18 protein-coding genes and 2 tRNA genes are annotated in these 18,329 nt (G+C 61.9%); 8 read left to right on the forward strand and 12 right to left on the reverse strand.

From position 1 onward, the window contains the following. Positions 1-26 precede the first annotated feature (26 nt). The 10 genes from rfaH to OUY36_RS09215 all read right to left on the reverse strand — a co-directional run bounded on the left by rfaH (position 27) and on the right by OUY36_RS09215 (position 9,550). Entirely contained in the window at positions 27-536 is a 510-nt protein-coding gene (gene rfaH, locus OUY36_RS09170) for a transcription/translation regulatory transformer protein RfaH (RefSeq protein WP_267937704.1), read from the reverse strand. Positions 537-587: 51 nt separating this feature from the next. Further along, positions 588-1,334 (reverse strand): WbqC family protein, encoded by a 747-nt coding sequence (locus OUY36_RS09175; RefSeq protein WP_267937705.1) that lies wholly within the window; start codon positions 1,332-1,334, stop codon positions 588-590. 21 nt (positions 1,335-1,355) lie between these two features. Then, on the reverse strand, positions 1,356-3,569 hold the full coding sequence (locus OUY36_RS09180; protein WP_267937706.1) for a polysaccharide biosynthesis tyrosine autokinase: 2,214 nt from the start codon (positions 3,567-3,569) through the stop codon (positions 1,356-1,358). Positions 3,570-3,619: 50 nt separating this feature from the next. Continuing rightward, a complete protein-coding gene (locus OUY36_RS09185; protein ID WP_133456913.1) occupies positions 3,620-4,552 on the reverse strand; it encodes a glycosyltransferase family 2 protein in 933 nt (310 codons plus the stop codon). Further along, positions 4,521-6,083 (reverse strand): lipopolysaccharide biosynthesis protein, encoded by a 1,563-nt coding sequence (locus OUY36_RS09190; RefSeq protein WP_267937707.1) that lies wholly within the window; start codon positions 6,081-6,083, stop codon positions 4,521-4,523. Before OUY36_RS09190 ends, OUY36_RS09185 begins: the two co-directional genes overlap by 32 nt. Positions 6,084-6,105: 22 nt before the next feature. Then, positions 6,106-7,284 carry a DegT/DnrJ/EryC1/StrS family aminotransferase gene (locus tag OUY36_RS09195; RefSeq protein WP_267937708.1) on the reverse strand — a complete coding sequence of 393 codons (1,179 nt, stop codon included), beginning with the start codon at positions 7,282-7,284 and terminating at the stop codon, positions 6,106-6,108. A 73-nt stretch (positions 7,285-7,357) separates the two neighbouring features. Next, positions 7,358-8,131 (reverse strand): hypothetical protein, encoded by a 774-nt coding sequence (locus tag OUY36_RS09200; RefSeq protein WP_267937709.1) that lies wholly within the window; start codon positions 8,129-8,131, stop codon positions 7,358-7,360. 852 nt (positions 8,132-8,983) lie between these two features. Further along, positions 8,984-9,060, reverse strand: a tRNA-Met gene (locus OUY36_RS09205). 171 nt (positions 9,061-9,231) lie between these two features. Next, positions 9,232-9,308, reverse strand: a tRNA-Met gene (locus OUY36_RS09210). Between the two features lie 65 nt (positions 9,309-9,373). Next, positions 9,374-9,550 (reverse strand): hypothetical protein, encoded by a 177-nt coding sequence (locus tag OUY36_RS09215; RefSeq protein ID WP_156246059.1) that lies wholly within the window; start codon positions 9,548-9,550, stop codon positions 9,374-9,376. Positions 9,551-9,696: 146 nt separating this feature from the next. On the opposite strand from OUY36_RS09215, the gene OUY36_RS09220 reads away from it, so the two are divergent. From OUY36_RS09220 to OUY36_RS09230, 3 genes are all read left to right on the forward strand, one after another. Next, complete coding sequence (locus OUY36_RS09220) at positions 9,697-10,017, forward strand: hypothetical protein (RefSeq protein ID WP_267932636.1); 321 nt, start codon at positions 9,697-9,699, stop codon at positions 10,015-10,017. A 29-nt stretch (positions 10,018-10,046) separates the two neighbouring features. Beyond that, entirely contained in the window at positions 10,047-10,337 is a 291-nt protein-coding gene (locus OUY36_RS09225; RefSeq protein ID WP_267937710.1) for a hypothetical protein, read from the forward strand. Between the two features lie 89 nt (positions 10,338-10,426). Continuing rightward, entirely contained in the window at positions 10,427-11,401 is a 975-nt protein-coding gene (locus tag OUY36_RS09230) for a tRNA dihydrouridine synthase (protein ID WP_267937712.1), read from the forward strand. 6 nt (positions 11,402-11,407) lie between these two features. Here OUY36_RS09230 and OUY36_RS09235 read toward each other — a convergent pair whose 3' ends face one another. After that, a complete protein-coding gene (locus OUY36_RS09235; protein WP_267937714.1) occupies positions 11,408-12,154 on the reverse strand; it encodes an SDR family oxidoreductase in 747 nt (248 codons plus the stop codon). 129 nt (positions 12,155-12,283) lie between these two features. Here OUY36_RS09235 and OUY36_RS09240 point away from each other — a divergent pair, with 129 nt between their 5' ends. Continuing rightward, entirely contained in the window at positions 12,284-12,730 is a 447-nt protein-coding gene (locus OUY36_RS09240) for an Hsp20 family protein (RefSeq protein WP_063543544.1), read from the forward strand. 53 nt (positions 12,731-12,783) lie between these two features. Here the strand turns inward: OUY36_RS09240 and OUY36_RS09245 are convergent, their stop codons facing one another. Further along, complete coding sequence (locus OUY36_RS09245; RefSeq protein ID WP_267937715.1) at positions 12,784-13,656, reverse strand: LysR family transcriptional regulator; 873 nt, start codon at positions 13,654-13,656, stop codon at positions 12,784-12,786. Positions 13,657-13,802: 146 nt separating this feature from the next. On the opposite strand from OUY36_RS09245, the gene leuC reads away from it, so the two are divergent. The 4 genes from leuC (at position 13,803) to asd (ending at position 18,213) form a co-directional block, all read left to right on the forward strand. Beyond that, positions 13,803-15,230: a 3-isopropylmalate dehydratase large subunit gene (leuC, locus tag OUY36_RS09250; RefSeq protein ID WP_267937716.1), complete on the forward strand. Its 1,428-nt coding sequence runs from the start codon at positions 13,803-13,805 to the stop codon at positions 15,228-15,230. 11 nt (positions 15,231-15,241) lie between these two features. Further along, positions 15,242-15,889 carry a 3-isopropylmalate dehydratase small subunit gene (gene leuD, locus OUY36_RS09255; protein ID WP_253749588.1) on the forward strand — a complete coding sequence of 216 codons (648 nt, stop codon included), beginning with the start codon at positions 15,242-15,244 and terminating at the stop codon, positions 15,887-15,889. Between the two features lie 74 nt (positions 15,890-15,963). Next, on the forward strand, positions 15,964-17,046 hold the full coding sequence (leuB, locus tag OUY36_RS09260) for a 3-isopropylmalate dehydrogenase (protein ID WP_044315763.1): 1,083 nt from the start codon (positions 15,964-15,966) through the stop codon (positions 17,044-17,046). Between the two features lie 54 nt (positions 17,047-17,100). Next, positions 17,101-18,213 carry an aspartate-semialdehyde dehydrogenase gene (gene asd / locus OUY36_RS09265; protein WP_044315764.1) on the forward strand — a complete coding sequence of 371 codons (1,113 nt, stop codon included), beginning with the start codon at positions 17,101-17,103 and terminating at the stop codon, positions 18,211-18,213. Positions 18,214-18,329 lie beyond the last annotated feature (116 nt).

Below are 18,329 nucleotides of genomic sequence, written 5' to 3' on the forward strand. Positions count from 1 at the left end.
CGGGTTCAGCGAGAACCCGCCTGATCTCAGGCATGGCACTGGAGGTAGCGGTTGGGCACCCGTACCTTCTGTTCACGCTGCAGCAGGTTGAGCAGGATGATCGAGCGCTCCTCGCCGTCGCTGGCGACGAAGATGGCTTCGATATCGGCGAAGCTGCCACTGCAGACCTGGACCCGCTCGCCCGGCTTGAAGGTCAGGTTCGTCGGGCGTTCGTCCCGGGCCAGGCGTTGTCGCAGCTGCTCGATCAGCTCGTCGCGCACCGGCGTCGGCTGGCCGCCGAAGGTCACCACGCGGCTCACGCCACGCGTCGAGCGGATCGGGTACCAGTTGTCATGTGTGCAATCGAGGCGGATGAACAGGTAACCCGGAAACAGCGCCTCGCCGTTTCGGCCGGGCGTCGAGCCACGGCTGGTCGAGGGCGCCTTGAGCGGCCGATAGCACTCGAAGTGCTGGCGCAGCAAGTGTTCCTCGGCGCGAGCCTCCTGTCGCGGCTTGGTCTGGATCAGGTACCAGCGTGCGGTTGTGGCGGTGGTCATGAAGGTGTCCTTCCCTTGTCGACGTTTCCGTATTCCTACGGCCAATAGCGGTCATGCCGGCATCAGCGTTGCTCGTTTCTCATGGCCTTCCACCACGCTGAAACGCAGCAGCAGGCCCTTCAGTTGTTCGCGGCTGTTGAACATCATCACGTCGATGATCGACAGCGACGGCACGAACGCATGCTTGAGCTGGGGGTAGACGACGTCATCGTCCATGCGCAGGAAGCGCAGCAGCAGCCCGTCGGCGCGGAAGCGGGCGGGGCAGTACAGCTCCATGCCGCCGATGGGATTGAGGTAGAGCTCGCCATCCATGCGATGGGTGATCTGGATGACGCGCTCCTGCATGTCCATCTTCGCCGGCAGATCGAGGCTGGAGCCGCGGTAGATCGGTGTGCGGATGTCCAGATAGGCGCACAGCCGGCGCAGCGAATGCTCGGTAAACGTCGCCAGGTTGCGCTCGGGGCATTCGAGGATGCTCTGGATCAGCGGCAGCACCGTGTCGCGCTGCGGCGCCCTGGCATAGCTGCGCTCGAGCGTCTTCATCAGGGCCGCGGCTTCCTTGTCGAAGTCATCGCACAGCCAGCGTTGGTTGATGCGCTCGGTCTGATGGCCCTTGCGTAGCGGGAAGGTGATCAGCTTGGGCTGACCGTTGACCAGTATCCGGTTGCGGTTCATCCATGAGCCCTTCACGTATTGCAGGTCGTCGCCCAACACGAATACGTCGCTGAGGGCGATCAACTGAAAATAGCCCAGATAGGGAAAAAGGTAGGGCTGCATCATCGAGACGGTTCTGAGCATGGCGCACCTCCGTGTCTGCATTCAGGCTTTCTGGGCGGTGTAGGTGTAATAGCCATAGGCGCCGCTGTCGTACGGCGAAGTGGAGGCCTTGCGTTTCACCGCGTTGAGGATCACGCCCTTGAGCAGCACGCCGTTCTGCGCCAGACGGCGCTTGGAGGCATCGATCTGCGAGCCGGTGCTGAGAGCGAAGCGGGCCACCAGCAGGTTGGTGCCGGCCTGCTGCGCCACCAGTACCGCATCGGTGACGGCCAGCACCGGCGGCGTGTCGATAATGATGAAGTCGTAGAGCTTTTCCGCCTCCTTGAGCAGCCGCGAGAAGTTCTCGTGCATGAGCAGTTCAGACGGGTTCGGAGCGGAGAATCCGGCAGAGATGAAATGCAGGTTCTTCAGCTCGGTACGGTTGATGATCGTCGCCAGGTCGAGGCCGCCTGCCAATGCATCCGACAGACCGTTGCGCGGCGTCATGCCGAACAGCGTGTGCAGATAGCCACGACGCATGTCGCCATCGATCAGCAGCACGCGCTGGCCGGTCTGGGCGATGACCGCGGCGAGGTTGCTGGAGACGAACGACTTGCCCACAGAGGGCGTCGGGCTGGTGATCATTAGCACCTTGTTGCGTGCCTCGAGCATGGCGAACTTGAGGCTGGTGCGCAGGCTGCGCAGCGATTCGACGGCCAGGTCGGTCGGCTCGCTGATGCTGAGCAGGCGGGTCTTGCCATCGCGTGTCTTGCGCCGACGGTTCAGCTGTTCCTGCGAGGCGCTGTAGGGCAGGCCGGCGTATACCGGTACGCCGAGCTTCTCGATCACGTCCGGGCTCTCCACGCCACGGTAGAACGCCTGGCGCAGCAGGATCACTGCCGCCGAGACCAGCAGGCCGACGAAGAGGGCGAGCGCCACCACCAGCGGGCGAACCGGCTTGGACGGCTTCTCGATCATCGAGTAGGCGTTGTCGATGATACGTACGTTACCGATGGTTCCGGCGCGGAGAATATCCTGCTCCTGCGCCTGGTTCATCAGCAGCGTATAGGTCTGGGTCGTGACTTCCATGTCACGTTTGAGGCGCAGCAACTCCTGCTGCGTCATGGGCAAGGCGTCGACCTTCTTCAGCAGCTGCGCCTTCTGCGCCTGCAGCTCGTTCATCTGGGTCATCAGCGTGCGATAGGTCGGGTGCTCGCGGGTGTAGAGGCGGTCGTATTCCACGCGCTTGAGCGACAGTTCCGACAGCTGGGTCTCCAGCTGCACGATCTGGTCCAGCACCCCCTTGGTCTCGATGCTGATGTCCACCGACTTGGAGCTGGTCTGATAGTCGTGTAACGCGGCTTCGGCCTTTTCCAGCTCCTTGCGCACCTGGGGCAGCTGCGAGCGCAGGAAGTCCAGTCGCTGGGCTGCCTCGGCGGAGCTGCGCTGGATGTTCTGGTTGACGTACAGGCGGCTGATCTCGTCCAGCACCCGGCTGGCCAGCTGCGGGTCCGGATCTTCCAGCGACATGTAGATGATGCCGGAGTCCTTGCCGGCCTCGCCGACCTTCAGGCGGTCCTGGTAATCCAGAGCGGTGGTCTGCGGGCGATTCCTGAGCAGGACGAACTCAGTGCCCGGGCGTGCCTGCAGTTCGGCGATCTGCACCTTGAAACCCTGGCTTTCGATGGCTTGGTTGACCTGGCCACGCAGGATCAGCTGGTGCTCGTCGTCATACAGGCCGAAGTTGCCAGCGGTCCCGGCCACCAGTGTCAGCTCCATGCCCAGGTAGTCTTCGGGGACGTCGAGCTGAAATACATCGAGCTTCTCGCCACCCCAGGCATAGCTGGTCAGACCGAACAGCGGTGCGGCCAGTGCGCCATCGGTTGCCGGATCATGCCGGCGCGCCATGAAGGCGCCAATCAGCGGGAAATGGCGGGGCCTGGCAACGATGTACAGCTTCAGTTCCTCGACTGCTCTGCCCAGCACGGCGCGGGATTTGAGCAACGAGATCTCGGTGACCGCCTGGGAAACCGAGTCGGGGCGCGGCACGACCTCCGGTACGCCGGTGATGGCGGCCTTCTTCGGCTCGATCTGGATCATCGCGGTGGCCTGGTAGATCGGCGTGGCGATGAGGGCGTAGACGATACCCAGGGCGGTGAACAGCCCGGTGATGGCAATGATCAGCGCCTTGTGGTCGTAGGCGGTGCGCATGATGCCGGCCAGGTCGATGCGGTTGTCGGCATCGTATTCCAGCGAAGATCGGGTCAAGGCAGTCATTGGGAATCCTTCCTCATGGTGCGTTGTTTCGAGAGTTGCGGGGCTGGGTATCAGCTTCTGGCCAGGCGGGGGCTCAATCGGCGCAGCAGATTGAGGCCGATGTTCTGTGCGATGGTCGAGAGCGCCTGGAGCTTGCTGAACGGCGAGACCAGCGCGAGACACTCACCGAACACCTGGATCAGGAAGTACTCGTACAGCTCGCGATTGCCGATGCGGTTGTAGTAGCGCGCCAGGGAGTAGTGCGCATGCATGGCCATCTGGATGCGCTGCTTGCTTGGCCGCATGGAGAAGATTCCGCCCTCGTGCACGCGATAGGCAGCGGGGCTGATGCCGTCCATGAACTTGCCCTTGCCGTAGGCGCCGAGCAGCGACCACCAGCAGATATCCAGCACCTCTACGCCGAGCAGCTCCGGCGGCAGTTCCTGAATCAGGTTGCGAAAGCACACCGTCAACGTCGAGAGCGGGCGGCCCCGCATCAACTCGAGGGCACTGGCGTCCCGGCGCAGCTTTCCGGTGAGCTGCGGGCTCTGGATGATGCCCTTGCTGTTGAACATGAACGCATCGTGGAAGGTGATGACGTAGTCGCGGTGCTGCTCGAGAAAATCCACCTGCTGTTGCAGCTTGCTCGGGTCGGTCCAGTAGTCGTCGCCTTCGCAGTAAGCGATGTACTTGCCGGCTGCGCGAGCGAACAGACGGGTGCTGAACGGCACGCCCAGACTGAACTGGTTCTGGGTCTGGTAGATCGGCTTGATGATGGCCGGATAGCGCGCCACGTAGTCGGCAATGATCGCGGCCGTGGTGTCGGTCGAGGCGTCGTCATGGACGATCACCTCGAAAGGGAAGTCCGTTTCCTGCTGGAGGAAGCTTCCCAGCGTCTTCCTGATAAAGGATGCGTGGTTGTACGCCAGGCAGACGATGCTCAGCAGCGGCTCGGTCCGGCCGCCCCAGCGTTCAATCAAGGCTTGCTCGCTCTTCAATTCCATTTTTGGATGCTCGCTTGGTGATGAGTAGGTGGAGCTTGAGTAGCAGGGACTTCGAGCTGACGAGGACCAGCAACAGGCAGACTGCCCCGCTTGTGGCCAGTGCCAGCAGAATGTCGAAGCGGTTGTCGCTGACGAGCGCTGCGAACAGGGGCTCGCCCAGGGCCAGACCGAGTGCGGTCATGGCGCTGATGCGCAGCATCTCGCCGATCCAGATGCCGTGCAGCCTGGGTGCGAAGCGTCGATGCACAACCGGCGGCCAGATCAGGAAGGTCGCCAGCCGCAAAAAGAACCACGCCAGCGCCGCGCCATAGGCGCCGTGCATCAGGGCTGCGTAGATCACGATCGGCATGCTGATGGCTGTCGAAATGACGCTGTACCAGATGTGCAGCCGTAGCTGGCCATAGGCGTACTGCAGGTAGAACTGGAACGCGCCCACCGCCATCAGCGCGCTGCCTGGCACGTACCAGAACAGCATGCGCTCGCTCCACTGGGCCGCAGCCTGGTCGCCGGTCCAGGCGAATATCAGCGCCTGCCCGTGCCAGGCGATCACCGCGGCCAGCGGAAACAGCACGCTGCAGACGAAGCGGCTGGCGTTCAGGTAGAGCCGCTCCATGTCGGCGATCCGTCCTTCGGCCACGAGCATGGTCATGCGCGGCAGCAGGGTCTGCACCAGCGGGTTGGTCAGCGTCATGATGCCGGTGGTGATCAGCGCCACCAGCGAGAAATAGCCGTACTCCTTGAGCAGCAGCACCTTGGACAGCAGCACTTTGTCCAGCTGGGTCAGTGCGATCCAGAGCAGCGAGGTGAAGAACATGCCGCCGGCGAACGGAAGCACCGGCCGGACGACCTGCCAATCGATGCCCGTCAGCAGCTGCGGAGCGGTCAGCTGAACGTAGGCCTTGCTGGCGAAGGCGAGCGTCTCCACCAGCGCAACGGCAGCCTGAAACAAGAAGAAGTCCAGCGGATCCTGCGAGACGAAGGCAACCAGAAACAGCCCGCCGAAGTAGCGCAGCGTGGCGATCAGCATGTTCGCCGCATTCAGCCAGCCATGCAGCTCGACCCCTTGCAGGCCGCTCTTGTACAGCGTTGCATACAGACGCAAGCCGACCATCAGCCCCATCAGGCTGATGCAGTTTCCGATGGTCCCGGTGCCGAGTTCGCGTGCCTGCAACCAGGTATCGGCGATCCAGCCGCTACTCAGATAGATCGCCACGCAGGTCGCCACTGCAATCGGTAGCAGCATCAGCTCGAACGAGCGCAGCAGGCGCCCGGCCGGCCCGGGACCCGCGGACAGATCACCCTGGCCGCGATAGTGCGCCACCTGCCGCACCAGTGCCGGCGACATCCCCGCATCGAGCAGCTGCAGCCAGGCCTGCAGCACGGCGAAGAAGCCGATCAGCCCGTACGCCTCCGCGCCCAGGTGGCCCAGGTAGAACGGCAGGATCAGGATGCCGATCAGCAGGGCGTAAGCCTGGCCGAGGTAATTCAGGCCGGTGTTGCGGATAACCGATAGCCGCTTGGGATCTGACATGAGTCGTGGTCGCCCTCATCACTCAGGAGATGTGCTTGTAATCGGGCGCAGGCATGCGTTCGGTGCCGAGCATCCCGAAGGCATCCACGAATGGCTGGAACAGCGTCCGGCTCGACTCCGTGCTATGGATCGACTCCTGGATCAGCGTCTGTATGACCTTGTCCTGCACCTTGCGCGGCAAGCCGGGATAGATCGGCAGGCACAGCACCCGACGACTCAGCGAGCGGGAGTTCGGCTGCGGCGCCTGGGGCTGCAAGTGCTCGAGCGTGTCCAGCGAGGGATAGAAGTAGCGACGCGGATTGATGCCGTTTTCGTTCAACTGACTCCGGCAGCTCAGCAGTTGTCCTTCGTTGGCCAGCGCAACGGGAAAGTAGCTGTAGTTGCATTGGGAGTCGGCCTGCGCCTTCTGCAGGTCGAAGTGGCCGCCGAGGCGTCGCTCGTAGCGATGGCCGATCTCCGCGCGGCACTCGAGAATCAGCTCGATATCGTCGAGTACGCACATGCCCATCGCCGCGGAAAATTCGTTCAGCTTGGCATTGATGCCGATACCGTCGATCTGATCGGTATCGACGATGCCGAAGTTGCACAGCAGGCGGATGCGCTCGGCCAGGTCGTCATCGTTGGTGACGATGGCGCCACCCTCGATGGTGTGGAACAGCTTGGTTGCGTGGAAACTCAGGGTGCTGATGTCGCCCCATTCGTAAACCGAGCGACCCTGGTGCCGGACGCCGAAGGCATGGGCGCCATCGTAGATCACCTTGAGGCCGTGCCTGCGCGCGATCTGCTCGATACGTTCGACATCGCAGGGGTTGCCGAAGACATGGGTAGCGACGATGGCCGACGTATCGGCCTCGATATGCCGTTCGACCTGCGCCGGGTCGAGGTTCCAGGTCGCCGGATCGATATCGGCGAAGATCGGCCGTATACCTTCCCATTGCAGCGAGCTGGTGGTGGCGACGAAGCTGAACGGCGTTGTGATTGCGCTGCCGGTGATGCCGAGCGCGCGGTAGGCGATCTGCAAGGCGATGGTGCCGTTGTTGGTCAGGATGATGTTCCGGACGCCGAGATAGTCCTTGAGCCGCTGCTCGAGCGCTGTCACCAACGGTCCGTGGTTGGTGAGCCAGCCGGTGTTGTAGATCCTATCCACATACGCCTTGAACTTGTTCTTGCTGCCCAGGTAGGACTTGGTCACGTTGATCATGGTGATTTCCTTATCGAGTGGTTCGCTTGCCGGGACCGCAGGCGGCGGACGGCAAGCGGACGGATGGGCTGGCTCAGGCGGTCTGGTGTTCACCGATCACGCTGGCGCGTGCAGCCCGGCGCTGGGTTCGCTTGAGGATCATGCGGGTCAGCAGGCTCCCCGCATGCGGGTCGCCGTAGTGGAAGATGGCGGTCGCACGCAGCTTCGCCGGGTCGCAGGGTTCATTGGCGTGCAGGGATCGGTAGCCCCAGAACAGATACAGATTGCCCGGCACCAGCTGCAGGCGCTGGGGCTTCAGCAGGCCGATGGCGATCGCGCGGGTGATGATCCGGCGACTCAAGCGGTTCTGCAGTAGCGCTTTCTCCACCACGTTGCACAGCGTCAACCGGCGGATCATCCGGAGATTGGGAAACAGCAGCAGATCGCCACGTTCCTCGCCGTCCTGCGGAATCTCCACGGGCAACAGTGCGGTCACCAGCGAGGCATCGAAGTGAAAGCAGTTCGACTCCTTGCGCCCGGTCCGTCCCTGCACGCAGCGCATCACCATGTAGATGCGATCGCTGTAGGCGGCCTGACCGGCACCGGCGCGGTAGGTATCGGCGAGCAACTTCTGGAACTCCGGCGCGTTGCCCAGTTCTGCGACCAGCGAGTCCGCGACAGGCTCGCTATCGTGGTGAGCGAAGTATTCACCATGATGACGGCGGGCCTGCTCATACACCTGCTCGCGCAGTTGATGCAATTGGAACTTGTCCAGAAAGTTGTGCAGACAGGCAAATCCGTTCTGGTTTATCTGCGAAACAATGTGAGCCTGATCCTGATCTTCAAAGTTATAGAGAATGGATGACACGGTCGTTCTCCCTGCGCGATTTGGCTAGGTGAGGCGGTGCTGGGAAGGCTGGTGAAATGCAGATGCGACACCGGTTCGAGTACTGGGCAGTTACTGCAAAGATGATGTAGCGGAACGACGTACTTGCGAATAACAGACTTGATTTAAATTACTTTCAAATAATCGAAAGACAAAGCTACCGCCATCGACATGAATAGCCGCGTTCAGCGATTTAATTATTTATCGACTGCCTGTGGCAGGGCTGGCCGCGGCCTGGATGGGCCGGCACTCGGCGCTATCGGGCAAAGCTACCGCACACCGGAACACTTCCCAGTGACTACAACAAACTCGAAAGGCCAGAAAAAGCCCTCGCACTTCTAAAGAATAGAAGCGCTACTGATCAGGCAGGGGGTTTAAATCTTTTGTCGCAAAAGTTGACCTGTCCGGTTGGTCTTTAACTGCGGTGCGGCGTGTTACTCCCTGTCGCGAATAGATATCCGTCATTATGTGATCGAAGTCAAGTTAGGGAGCCAAAAAAATGGTCTGGGTGGACGGCGCTTCATGGCAGCGTAGCTAACTAATTGATTTACCAGCAGAGGCGGTTTAGTTCGCTGGCTTCCGGTGCCATCATGCGTGGCTATAAATCCGCCGCTAATTATCCCTTGCCTGAATAAGTCGACAGGCAGGATTACTGACTGCGCGCTTTCGCGCTTATAGAGTCTCGATTTATTACTGGGCGTGATATTTGAGGGAAAAGAATTAAATCCTTAAGGGATTAGTTCTTCTGCAGGCGCGGCGCGTAGCAAGCGGCGGGACGAAATGAAAAGGAGCGCAAACGAAAAAAGGCCACTCATTCGAGTGGCCTTTCTAAGGTGGTTGCGGGAGCCGGATTTGAACCGACGACCTTCGGGTTATGAGCCCGACGAGCTACCAGACTGCTCCATCCCGCGTCTGTGGGGGCGCATTCTACAGCCCAAGCGCGGGATGTCAACGCCTTCCAGGAAAAAACACATGACGATTCAATTGTTTAGGCAAGAACCGCAGTCTGCGTATGGCCCTTCCTGTGCTATCTGACGACGAGCCAAACAAAAAAAGGCCACTCATTGAGTGGCCTTTCGAATTGGTTGCGGGAGCCGGATTTGAACCGACGACCTTCGGGTTATGAGCCCGACGAGCTACCAGACTGCTCCATCCCGCGACGCGCATTCTACAGCTTTCGCTGGTGCTGTCACGGATTAAATTCGGTTCCGCCAATTATTTCCGTCAGGCACGGCATGAGGCAGGTGACTCGATGGGCTCGACGACCTGACGCTGATGGCACCGGGTGTCAGGTTGCCTGGACTGGTATCTGCGTGCGATGCGCAGCATACCCCACAGCATGGCGAGCGCGGCCGAGGCCCAACTGCAGATCATGGTCGCCAGTATCAGCGCAACTTCCATCGGGTGCTCCTCCTGTGCGATGCAATTCCTTCCGTTGTGGTTGTGACCCCGTTTGGCTGCAAGCGGTTCCGGTTGGCCGTCGGTCGCCGGCTGCGCACTCCCTGGAAAGCTCACTGCCTATAGATCAACAAGCGGAGGATTCGAACATGCGTATTCAGTCAGTCGTAATGCTGGTCGCGCTCGTTTCGGCAGCGGGCGCCCAGGGCGTGGATCTACCGGCGGCGGAGTGGCAGCTGGCCCAGAACACGGCTGCGCCAGATCGTGGCGCGGCCGGCAACGGCTCGATGGGTATTGGCGAGGACATCCAATATCTCGACGAGCAGGACCGGCAAGGGCAGGCGGTATCCAACGAGGCGCAAGATGCGCGGTCCGGGCGCGTCGAACGTGACGCCGAGCCCGGCCATGGCGGCAACGAAACCGACATGGAGCACCGCCGTCGTCCGACGCTGGACAGGCGTGAAAACTGACGTGGTGTTCAAATGTTGAGGAGGTAGCCATGAGGCGGTTGATTGCATCGGTTATGGGGCTGGCCCTGGTGAGTTCGATCGGGGCCTTCGCTGGAGCAGCGGACGAGGCGCGCGACGATGCCCGGCGGGCGGAGGTCGTGGGTGAACGGCAGCCGAACGCTTCCACGGACAACAACCAGCGTCCAACCGACCGGCGGGAAGATCGCTCGCAGGAGGGCGCCGCCGCTCTGGGCACCATGGGCACGGGCAACTCCGGCACTACCGGCGGAATGGGTGCGACCACCGGCACCGACACGATAGGTGGGACTATCGAAGAGTGAGCGGATAGGCCGGCCTGACAACGGTGCATGATTCATAAAGGGCACGCGCATCCGTACAATGCCGGCCTTTTCATCATGTAGTGGCCGGTATGCAGATCGCTTTGGCGCCCATGGAGGGGCTGGTCGACGAAATCCTTCGTGACGTGCTCACCCGGGTGGGTGGCGTCGACTGGTGCGTGACCGAGTTCATTCGGGTGTCCGATCGCCTGTTGTCGCAAAGCAGCTTTGACAAGCTTGCCGCGGAGCTGAAGGCCGGCGCGCTCACTCGTGCCGGGACGCCGGTGCGCGTTCAACTGTTGGGCTCCGATCCGATCTGCCTGGCAGACAACGCGGCCTTTGCCTGCACACTCGGCGCCCCGGCCATCGACCTCAATTTTGGCTGCCCGGCCAAGACGGTCAACAAATCCCGCGGCGGTGCTGTGCTACTGAAGGAGCCGGAGCTGCTGCATTCGATTCTCTGTGAGGTGCGCCGAGCCGTGCCGGCGCACATCCCGGTAACCGCCAAGATGCGTCTCGGCTTCGACAGCCCGGACGGCGCGCTCGATTGCGCCCGTGCGCTGGTGGCCGGTGGGGCAGAGCAGCTGGTGGTGCACGCCCGAACCAAGGTCGAAGGCTACAAGCCGCCGGCGCATTGGGAGTGGGTCGCGCGGGTGCAGGAGGTGGTCGCGGTGCCGGTTTACGCCAATGGCGACATCTGGTCGCTTGAGGACTGGCGTCGTTGCCGTGAGGTGAGCGGTGCAGAAAACATCATGTTGGGGCGCGGGCTGGTTTCACGACCGGACCTGGCCCGGCAGATCGCTGCGGCTAAAGCCGGCCAGCAGGTCGCGCCGATGAGCTGGGAGGAATTCCGACCCGTGCTGCTGGATTTCTGGCAGCAAGCGCGGGGAAAGATCGCACCGCGTTATGCGCCGGGTCGGCTCAAGCAGTGGCTGGCTCTGCTGACTCGCAATTATCCGGAGGCGGTGGCGCTGTTCGCCGAGCTGCGCCGGGAAAACGATTGCGCGCGGATCGATGCGATGCTCGGCGTAGATACGCGCGAATTGCGTGCCGCCGCATTGGCCTGAGCCGAATCAACGCCCACCGGCTACATCCAGTAGCGCTCCGCTGGTATAGCTGGCCTTTTCGCTGGCGAGCCAAAGGATGGCTTCGGCGATTTCCTCGGCTTGCCCGCCGCGCCCCATCGGCACACTTGCCTTGACCCGCTCAACACGATTCGGCTCGCCCCCGGCGGCGTGGATATCGGTATGAATCACGCCCGGGCGCACGGCGTTGACCCTGATGCCTTCGCTGGCGACCTCTTTGGCCAGGCCCAGGGTCATGCTGTCGATGGCGCCCTTGGCGGCGGCGTAGTCGATGTACTCACCCGGTGCGCCGAGGCGGGCGGCCACCGATGAAAGATTCACGATCGCGCCGCCCTGGCCGCCGTGGCGCGTCGACATCCGCTTGATTGCCTCGCGTGCGCACAGGAAGCTGCCGATCACGTTGGCGCCCAGCACGCGGCTCCAGCGCGCCGCATCCATCTGTTCCAGGCGCATCTGCTGCTCGAGCATGCCGGCGTTGTTGACCAAGACGTCCAGGCGGCCGAACTCCCTGTCGATGACGTCGAACATGTGCAGCACCTGGGTCTCGTCAGCGACGTCGGCCTTTACGGCAATCGCCGTTACACCCAAACCAAGGACCTGTTCGAGTACCGCGTTCGCGGCATCAGCGCGCTGGTGATAATTCAGGCACAAGGCATAGCCCTGTTGCGCCGCCAGTCGTGCAGTGGCGGCGCCGATGCCGCGGCTGGCGCCTGTGATCAGCATGACTCTGGACATGTGCTACCTCTCGTCGCCTGGCTCGTTTTCAGCCTCTTGAAATCCGTTGTGCGGTTCCTATCTAGGGCTCTGCGGGATGCCGAAGTCGGGTCCCGCCCGTTTCAACTCGCTGATTTCAGGAGGTTTATCATGAGTTCATTCCCCATGGCCCCTCTGTTCCGGCAATCCGTGGGCTTCGACCGCTTCAACGACCTGTTCGAGTCGGCCCTGCGTAACGACACCGGCAGCTCGTACCCGCCCTACAACATCGAGAAGCACGGCGACGATCACTATCGCATCGTGGTGGCAGCCGCCGGTTTCCAGGAGTCTGACCTCGATCTGCAGGTAGAGCGTAGCGTACTCACCATCACTGGCGGCCGCCGCGAGAACGAGGCGGAGAACGTCACCTACCTGCACCAGGGCATCGCCCAGCGGGCGTTCAAGCTGTCGTTCCGTCTGGCCGATCACATCGAAGTGAAGGGCGCAGCGCTTAACAGCGGCCTGCTCCACATCGATCTGGTCCGTGTCGTGCCGGAAGAAGCCAAGCCCAAACGCATCCCGATCAATGCCGACCAGCGACCCGCGCTGGAGGGCTGATACGCTGACAGGAGAAGGGCGCCGCATGGCGCCCTTTTTTTCATTCTAGCCAGTCAGTCGTGTTCGGCATCGAGCAGCGCGATGAAGGCTTTCGCCGCATTGGACAGGGTGCGTTCCCGATGCAGGATGTAGCCGAGCTGGCGTGTCAGCTGGATGCCCGGCAACGGCAGGCTGACCACCTGATCGTCCAGCATGCGGCGTGGCAGCACGCTCCAGGCGATGCCGATCGAGACCATCATCTTGATCGTTTCCATATAGTTGGTGCTCATGGTGATGTTGGGCGTCAGCCCCTCGCGCTCGAACAGGCGCTGGGCGATATGGTGGGTGAAGGTATTGCCGCCGGGGAATACCGCTGGATGGCCGGCGATATCCGCGAGGGTGATATCCGCCTTGACGGCCAGCGGATGTTCCGGTGCGACGACGAAATCCAGTGGATCGTCCCAGACCTTTACCGCCAGCACCGGCTCGGCGGTCTGTGGCGCCAGGGTGATCACCGCCAGCTCGGCACGGCCGTGCAGTACCTCGTCATAGGCCACTTCCGAGTCGAGAAAGCGGATATCCAGGCTGACCTGCGGATGGGCGCGGGTAAAGGCGCGCAACAGCGGTGGTAGACGATGCAGGCCGATGTGATGACTGGTCGCCAGGCTCAGTCGTCCGCCGATATCGCCGTTGAGGTTGGTCAAGGCGCGGCGGGTGTCGTCCAGTACATTCAGGATCTGATAAGCGCGGGGCAGCAGGGCGCGGCCGGCCTCGGTGAGACCGATCTCGCGGCCCAGTCGATCGAACAACCGCACGTCCAGCTGCGCTTCCAGCGCGGCGATGCGCTTGCTGACCGCGGGTTGGGTCAGGTGCAGCCGTTCGGCAGCCAGCGAGAAGCTATGGGTTTCCGCGACAGCGATAAAGGCGTTGAGGTTGGCGAGGTCCATGAAGGTCTTCCGGTGCAGTGAATTCCAAACAGGAATGCATTGGATGAAAAATATGAATTTGAGTAATTCAACGCAAGCCCCTAGCATCGTCCCCATAAGCGCAAGGGCTATTCGCCCCGCATAGAAAGCAGATGAGGAAAAGTCCGATGGCCGGCAAGACGCTCTACGACAAGCTCTGGGAAATGCACGAGGTGAAACGTCGCGGCGATGGTTCGTCGCTGATCTACATCGATCGTCACATCCTCCACGAAGTGACCTCCCCGCAGGCCTTCGAAGGGCTGCGCCTGGCCAATCGCAAGCCGTGGCGCATCGATGCCAATATCGCCACACCGGACCACAACGTGCCGACCACCAAGGGCGAGCGTCAGGGCGGTCTGGAAGCCATCGCCGACGAGGTTTCGCGCATTCAGGTGCAGACGCTGGACGAGAACTGCGATGACTTCGGCATTCTCGAGTTCAAGATGAACGATGTGCGTCAGGGCATCGTCCACGTCATCGGCCCGGAGCAGGGCGCCACCCTGCCGGGCATGACGGTGGTCTGCGGTGACTCGCATACTTCCACCCACGGCGCCTTCGGTGCGCTGGCCCACGGCATCGGTACCTCCGAAGTCGAGCACGTGCTCGCCACCCAGTGCCTGGTGGCCAAGAAGATGAAGAACATGCAGGTGCGCGTCGAAGGCAAGCTGCCGTTCGGCGTCACCGCCAAGGACATCGTGCTGGCGGTGATCGGCAAGATCGGCACCGCTGGTGGTAATGGCCATGCCCTGGAATTCGCCGGCAGCGCGATTCGCGATCTGTCCATGGAAGGGCGCATGACCATCTGCAACATGTCTATCGAAGCCGGTGCCCGCGTAGGTATGGTCGCGGTGGACGAGAAGACCATCGCCTATGTCGAAGGGCGCCCATACGCACCGAAGGGCGGTGACTGGGACAAGGCGGTCGAACTCTGGAAAGGTCTGGTCTCCGATGAAGATGCGGTTTTCGACACCATCGTCGAGCTGAAGGCCGAGGACATCAAGCCGCAGGTCAGCTGGGGCACCTCGCCGGAAATGGTGCTGGCTGTCGACCAGAGCGTGCCGGACCCGGCCGTCGAAGCCGATCCGGTCAAGCGTGATTCCATCGTGCGTGCGTTGAAGTACATGGGCCTGAACGCCAACCAGCCGATCACCGAAATCAAGCTGGATCGCGTGTTTATCGGTTCCTGCACCAACTCGCGGATTGAAGATCTGCGCGCTGCCGCCGAGGTCGCCAAGGGGCGCAAGGTTGCCGCGAACGTCAAGCAAGCGCTGGTGGTGCCGGGTTCCGGCCTGGTCAAGCAGCAGGCCGAGGCAGAAGGACTGGACAAGATCTTCATCGAGGCCGGCTTCGAATGGCGTGAGCCGGGCTGCTCCATGTGCCTGGCGATGAACCCGGACAAGCTGGGCAGCGGCGAGCATTGCGCCTCGACCTCCAACCGCAACTTCGAAGGCCGCCAGGGGGCGGGCGGGCGTACCCACCTGGTCAGCCCGGCGATGGCCGCTGCTGCAGCGGTTACCGGCCACTTCATCGACGTACGCGAATTGATCCAGGCCTGAGGAGACGAGATATGAAAGCCTTTACCCAACACACCGGCCTGGTCTGCCCACTCGATCGTGCCAACGTCGACACCGACCAGATCATTCCCAAGCAGTTTCTCAAGTCGATCAAGCGCACCGGCTTCGGCCCCAACCTGTTCGATGAGTGGCGCTATCTGGACGTCGGTCAGCCGAACCAGGATTGTTCGCAGCGTCCTGTGAACAAGGACTTCGTGCTGAACTTCCCGCGCTATCAAGGAGCCAGCGTGCTGCTGGCTCGCGAGAACTTCGGCTGTGGTTCGTCCCGCGAGCATGCACCGTGGGCACTGGACGAATACGGCTTCCGTACCATCATTGCACCGAGCTTCGCTGACATCTTCTACAACAACAGCTTCAAGAACGGCCTGCTGCCGATCGTGCTGAAGGAAGAGGAGGTGGACGAGCTGTTTCAGCAGGCCGAGACGACCGAAGGCTACCAACTGACCGTCGATCTGGCAGCGCAGACCGTGACCCGCCCGGACGGCAAGCAGTACGACTTCGAGGTCGATGCGTTCCGCAAGCACTGCCTGCTCAACGGCTTGGACGACATCGGACTGACCCTGCAGGACGCCGAAGCCATTAAGGCCTTCGAAGCTCGTCACCAGCAGAGCCAGCCCTGGTTGTTCGGCGCGATCAAGTAACGCGCGAGCTGAACCTATATATAGGAGTGGGCTGCATCCCCACCCTGCGGCGTATCAATTCACAGGAACGAAAAATGTCCAAACAGATTCTGGTTCTCCCTGGCGATGGTATTGGCCCGGAAATCATGGCCGAGGCGGTCAAGGTGCTGCAGCTGGCCAATGACAAGTTTCAGCTGGGCTTCGAGCTGAGCTACGACGAGCTCGGTGGTGCGGCTGTCGACAAGTACGGTGTGCCGCTGGCCGATGAGACCCTGGAGCGTGCTCGTGCCGCTGACGCGATCCTGCTGGGCGCCGTCGGCGGGCCTAAGTGGGACACCATCGATCCGGCCATCCGTCCCGAGCGCGGCCTGCTGAAGATCCGCTCCCAGCTGGGGCTGTTCGGCAACCTGCGCCCTGCGCTGCTCTATCCGCAATTGGCCGATGCCTCGTCGCTCAAGCCGGAAATCGTTGCCGGTCTGGATATCCTGATCGTGCGCGAGCTGACCGGTGGCATCTACTTCGGCCAACCGCGCGAGAGTAAGGTGCTGGAGAACGGCGAGCGCATGGCGTACGACACGCTGCCGTACAGCGAGAGCGAGATCCGCCGCATCGCCAAGGTCGGTTTCGACATGGCCATGGTGCGCAACAAGAAGCTCTGCTCGGTGGACAAGGCCAACGTTCTGGCGTCCAGCCAGCTGTGGCGGGCGGTGGTCGAGGAAGTCGCCAAGGACTACCCGGAAGTCGAACTCAGCCATATGTATGTCGATAACGCTGCCATGCAGCTGGTGCGCGCGCCGAAGCAGTTCGACGTGATCGTCACCGACAACATGTTCGGCGACATTCTGTCGGACGAGGCCTCCATGCTCACCGGATCGATCGGAATGCTGCCGTCGGCTTCGCTGGACGCCGGCAACAAGGGCATGTACGAGCCGTGCCACGGCTCGGCACCGGACATCGCTGGCAAAGGTATCGCCAACCCGCTGGCAACCATTCTCTCGGTTTCGATGATGCTGCGTTACAGCTTCAATCAGGTAGCTGCAGCCGATGCCATCGAGCAAGCGGTCAGCGATGTGCTCGACCAGGGCCTGCGCACCGGCGACATCTGGTCCGAAGGTTGTAGCAAAGTTGGTACTCAGGCGATGGGCGATGCAGTAGTCGCGGCCCTCGCGAAGTTGTAATCTTTTGGCCCGCGCTGAATGGTGCGGGCCACTTTTTCTATAGGTGTAGTTGCGATGAAACGTGTAGGTCTGATCGGTTGGCGCGGTATGGTCGGTTCCGTGCTCATGCAGCGGATGCTGGAAGAGCGGGACTTCGACCTGATCGAGCCCGTGTTCTTCACCACTTCCAATGTCGGCGGCCAAGGGCCCGATATTGGCAAGGAAACCGCTGCGCTGAAGGACGCCTACAGCATCGACGAGCTGAAAGGCCTCGATGTGATCCTGACCTGTCAGGGCGGCGACTACACTAATGAAGTCTTCCCGAAGCTGCGTGAAGCCGGCTGGCAGGGCTATTGGATCGATGCCGCCTCGTCGCTGCGCATGCAGGATGATGCGGTGATCGTGCTCGACCCCGTGAACCGTCGCGTTATCGACCAGCAACTGGATGCCGGCACTAAGAACTACATCGGCGGCAACTGCACCGTCAGCCTGGCGCTGATGGGCCTTGGCGGTCTGTTCGAGGCAGGGCTGGTCGAGTGGATGAGTGCCATGACCTATCAGGCCGCATCCGGCGCCGGCGCGCAGAACATGCGCGAGCTGATCAAGCAGATGGGTGCCATCAATGCGGCTGTGGCCGATGATCTGCTCAATCCCGCCAGCGCCATTCTGGATATTGATCGCAAGGTGGCCGAAACCCAGCGTAGCGAAGCTTTCCCGGTCGACAATTTCGGCGTGCCGTTGGCCGGCAGCCTGATCCCGTACATCGACAAGGAACTGCCGAACGGGCAGAGCCGTGAAGAATGGAAGGCGCAGGCCGAGACCAACAAGATCCTCGGTCGCTTCAAGAGCCCGATCCCGGTTGACGGCATCTGTGTACGCGTCGGTGCCATGCGTTGCCATAGCCAGGCGCTGACCATCAAGCTGAACAAGGATGTGCCGATCTCCGATATCGAAGGGCTGATCAGCCAGCACAATCCCTGGGTCAAGCTGGTGCCGAATCACCGCGATGCCAGCATGCAGGAGCTGAGCCCGGCGGCTGTGACCGGGACGCTGAGCGTACCGGTCGGACGTCTGCGCAAGCTGAACATGGGCTCGCATTACCTGGGTGCGTTCACTGTCGGTGATCAGCTGCTGTGGGGGGCTGCCGAGCCTCTGCGGCGCATGCTGCGCATCCTTCTGGAGCGCTGATAGGCGCTCGATGACGTGCCAGACGCCGCGACTTGCTCGCGGCGTTTTCGTTTGTGCGATGTGCCGCTCGGCAGTGTCGCTTGCAGTGGTCTGCCATTTCGCTACAGTGCCGGTCC

This window comes from Stutzerimonas sp. R40042, assembly GCF_026642215.1.
In the GTDB taxonomy this organism is placed as follows: Bacteria; Pseudomonadota; Gammaproteobacteria; order Pseudomonadales; family Pseudomonadaceae; genus Stutzerimonas; species Stutzerimonas frequens.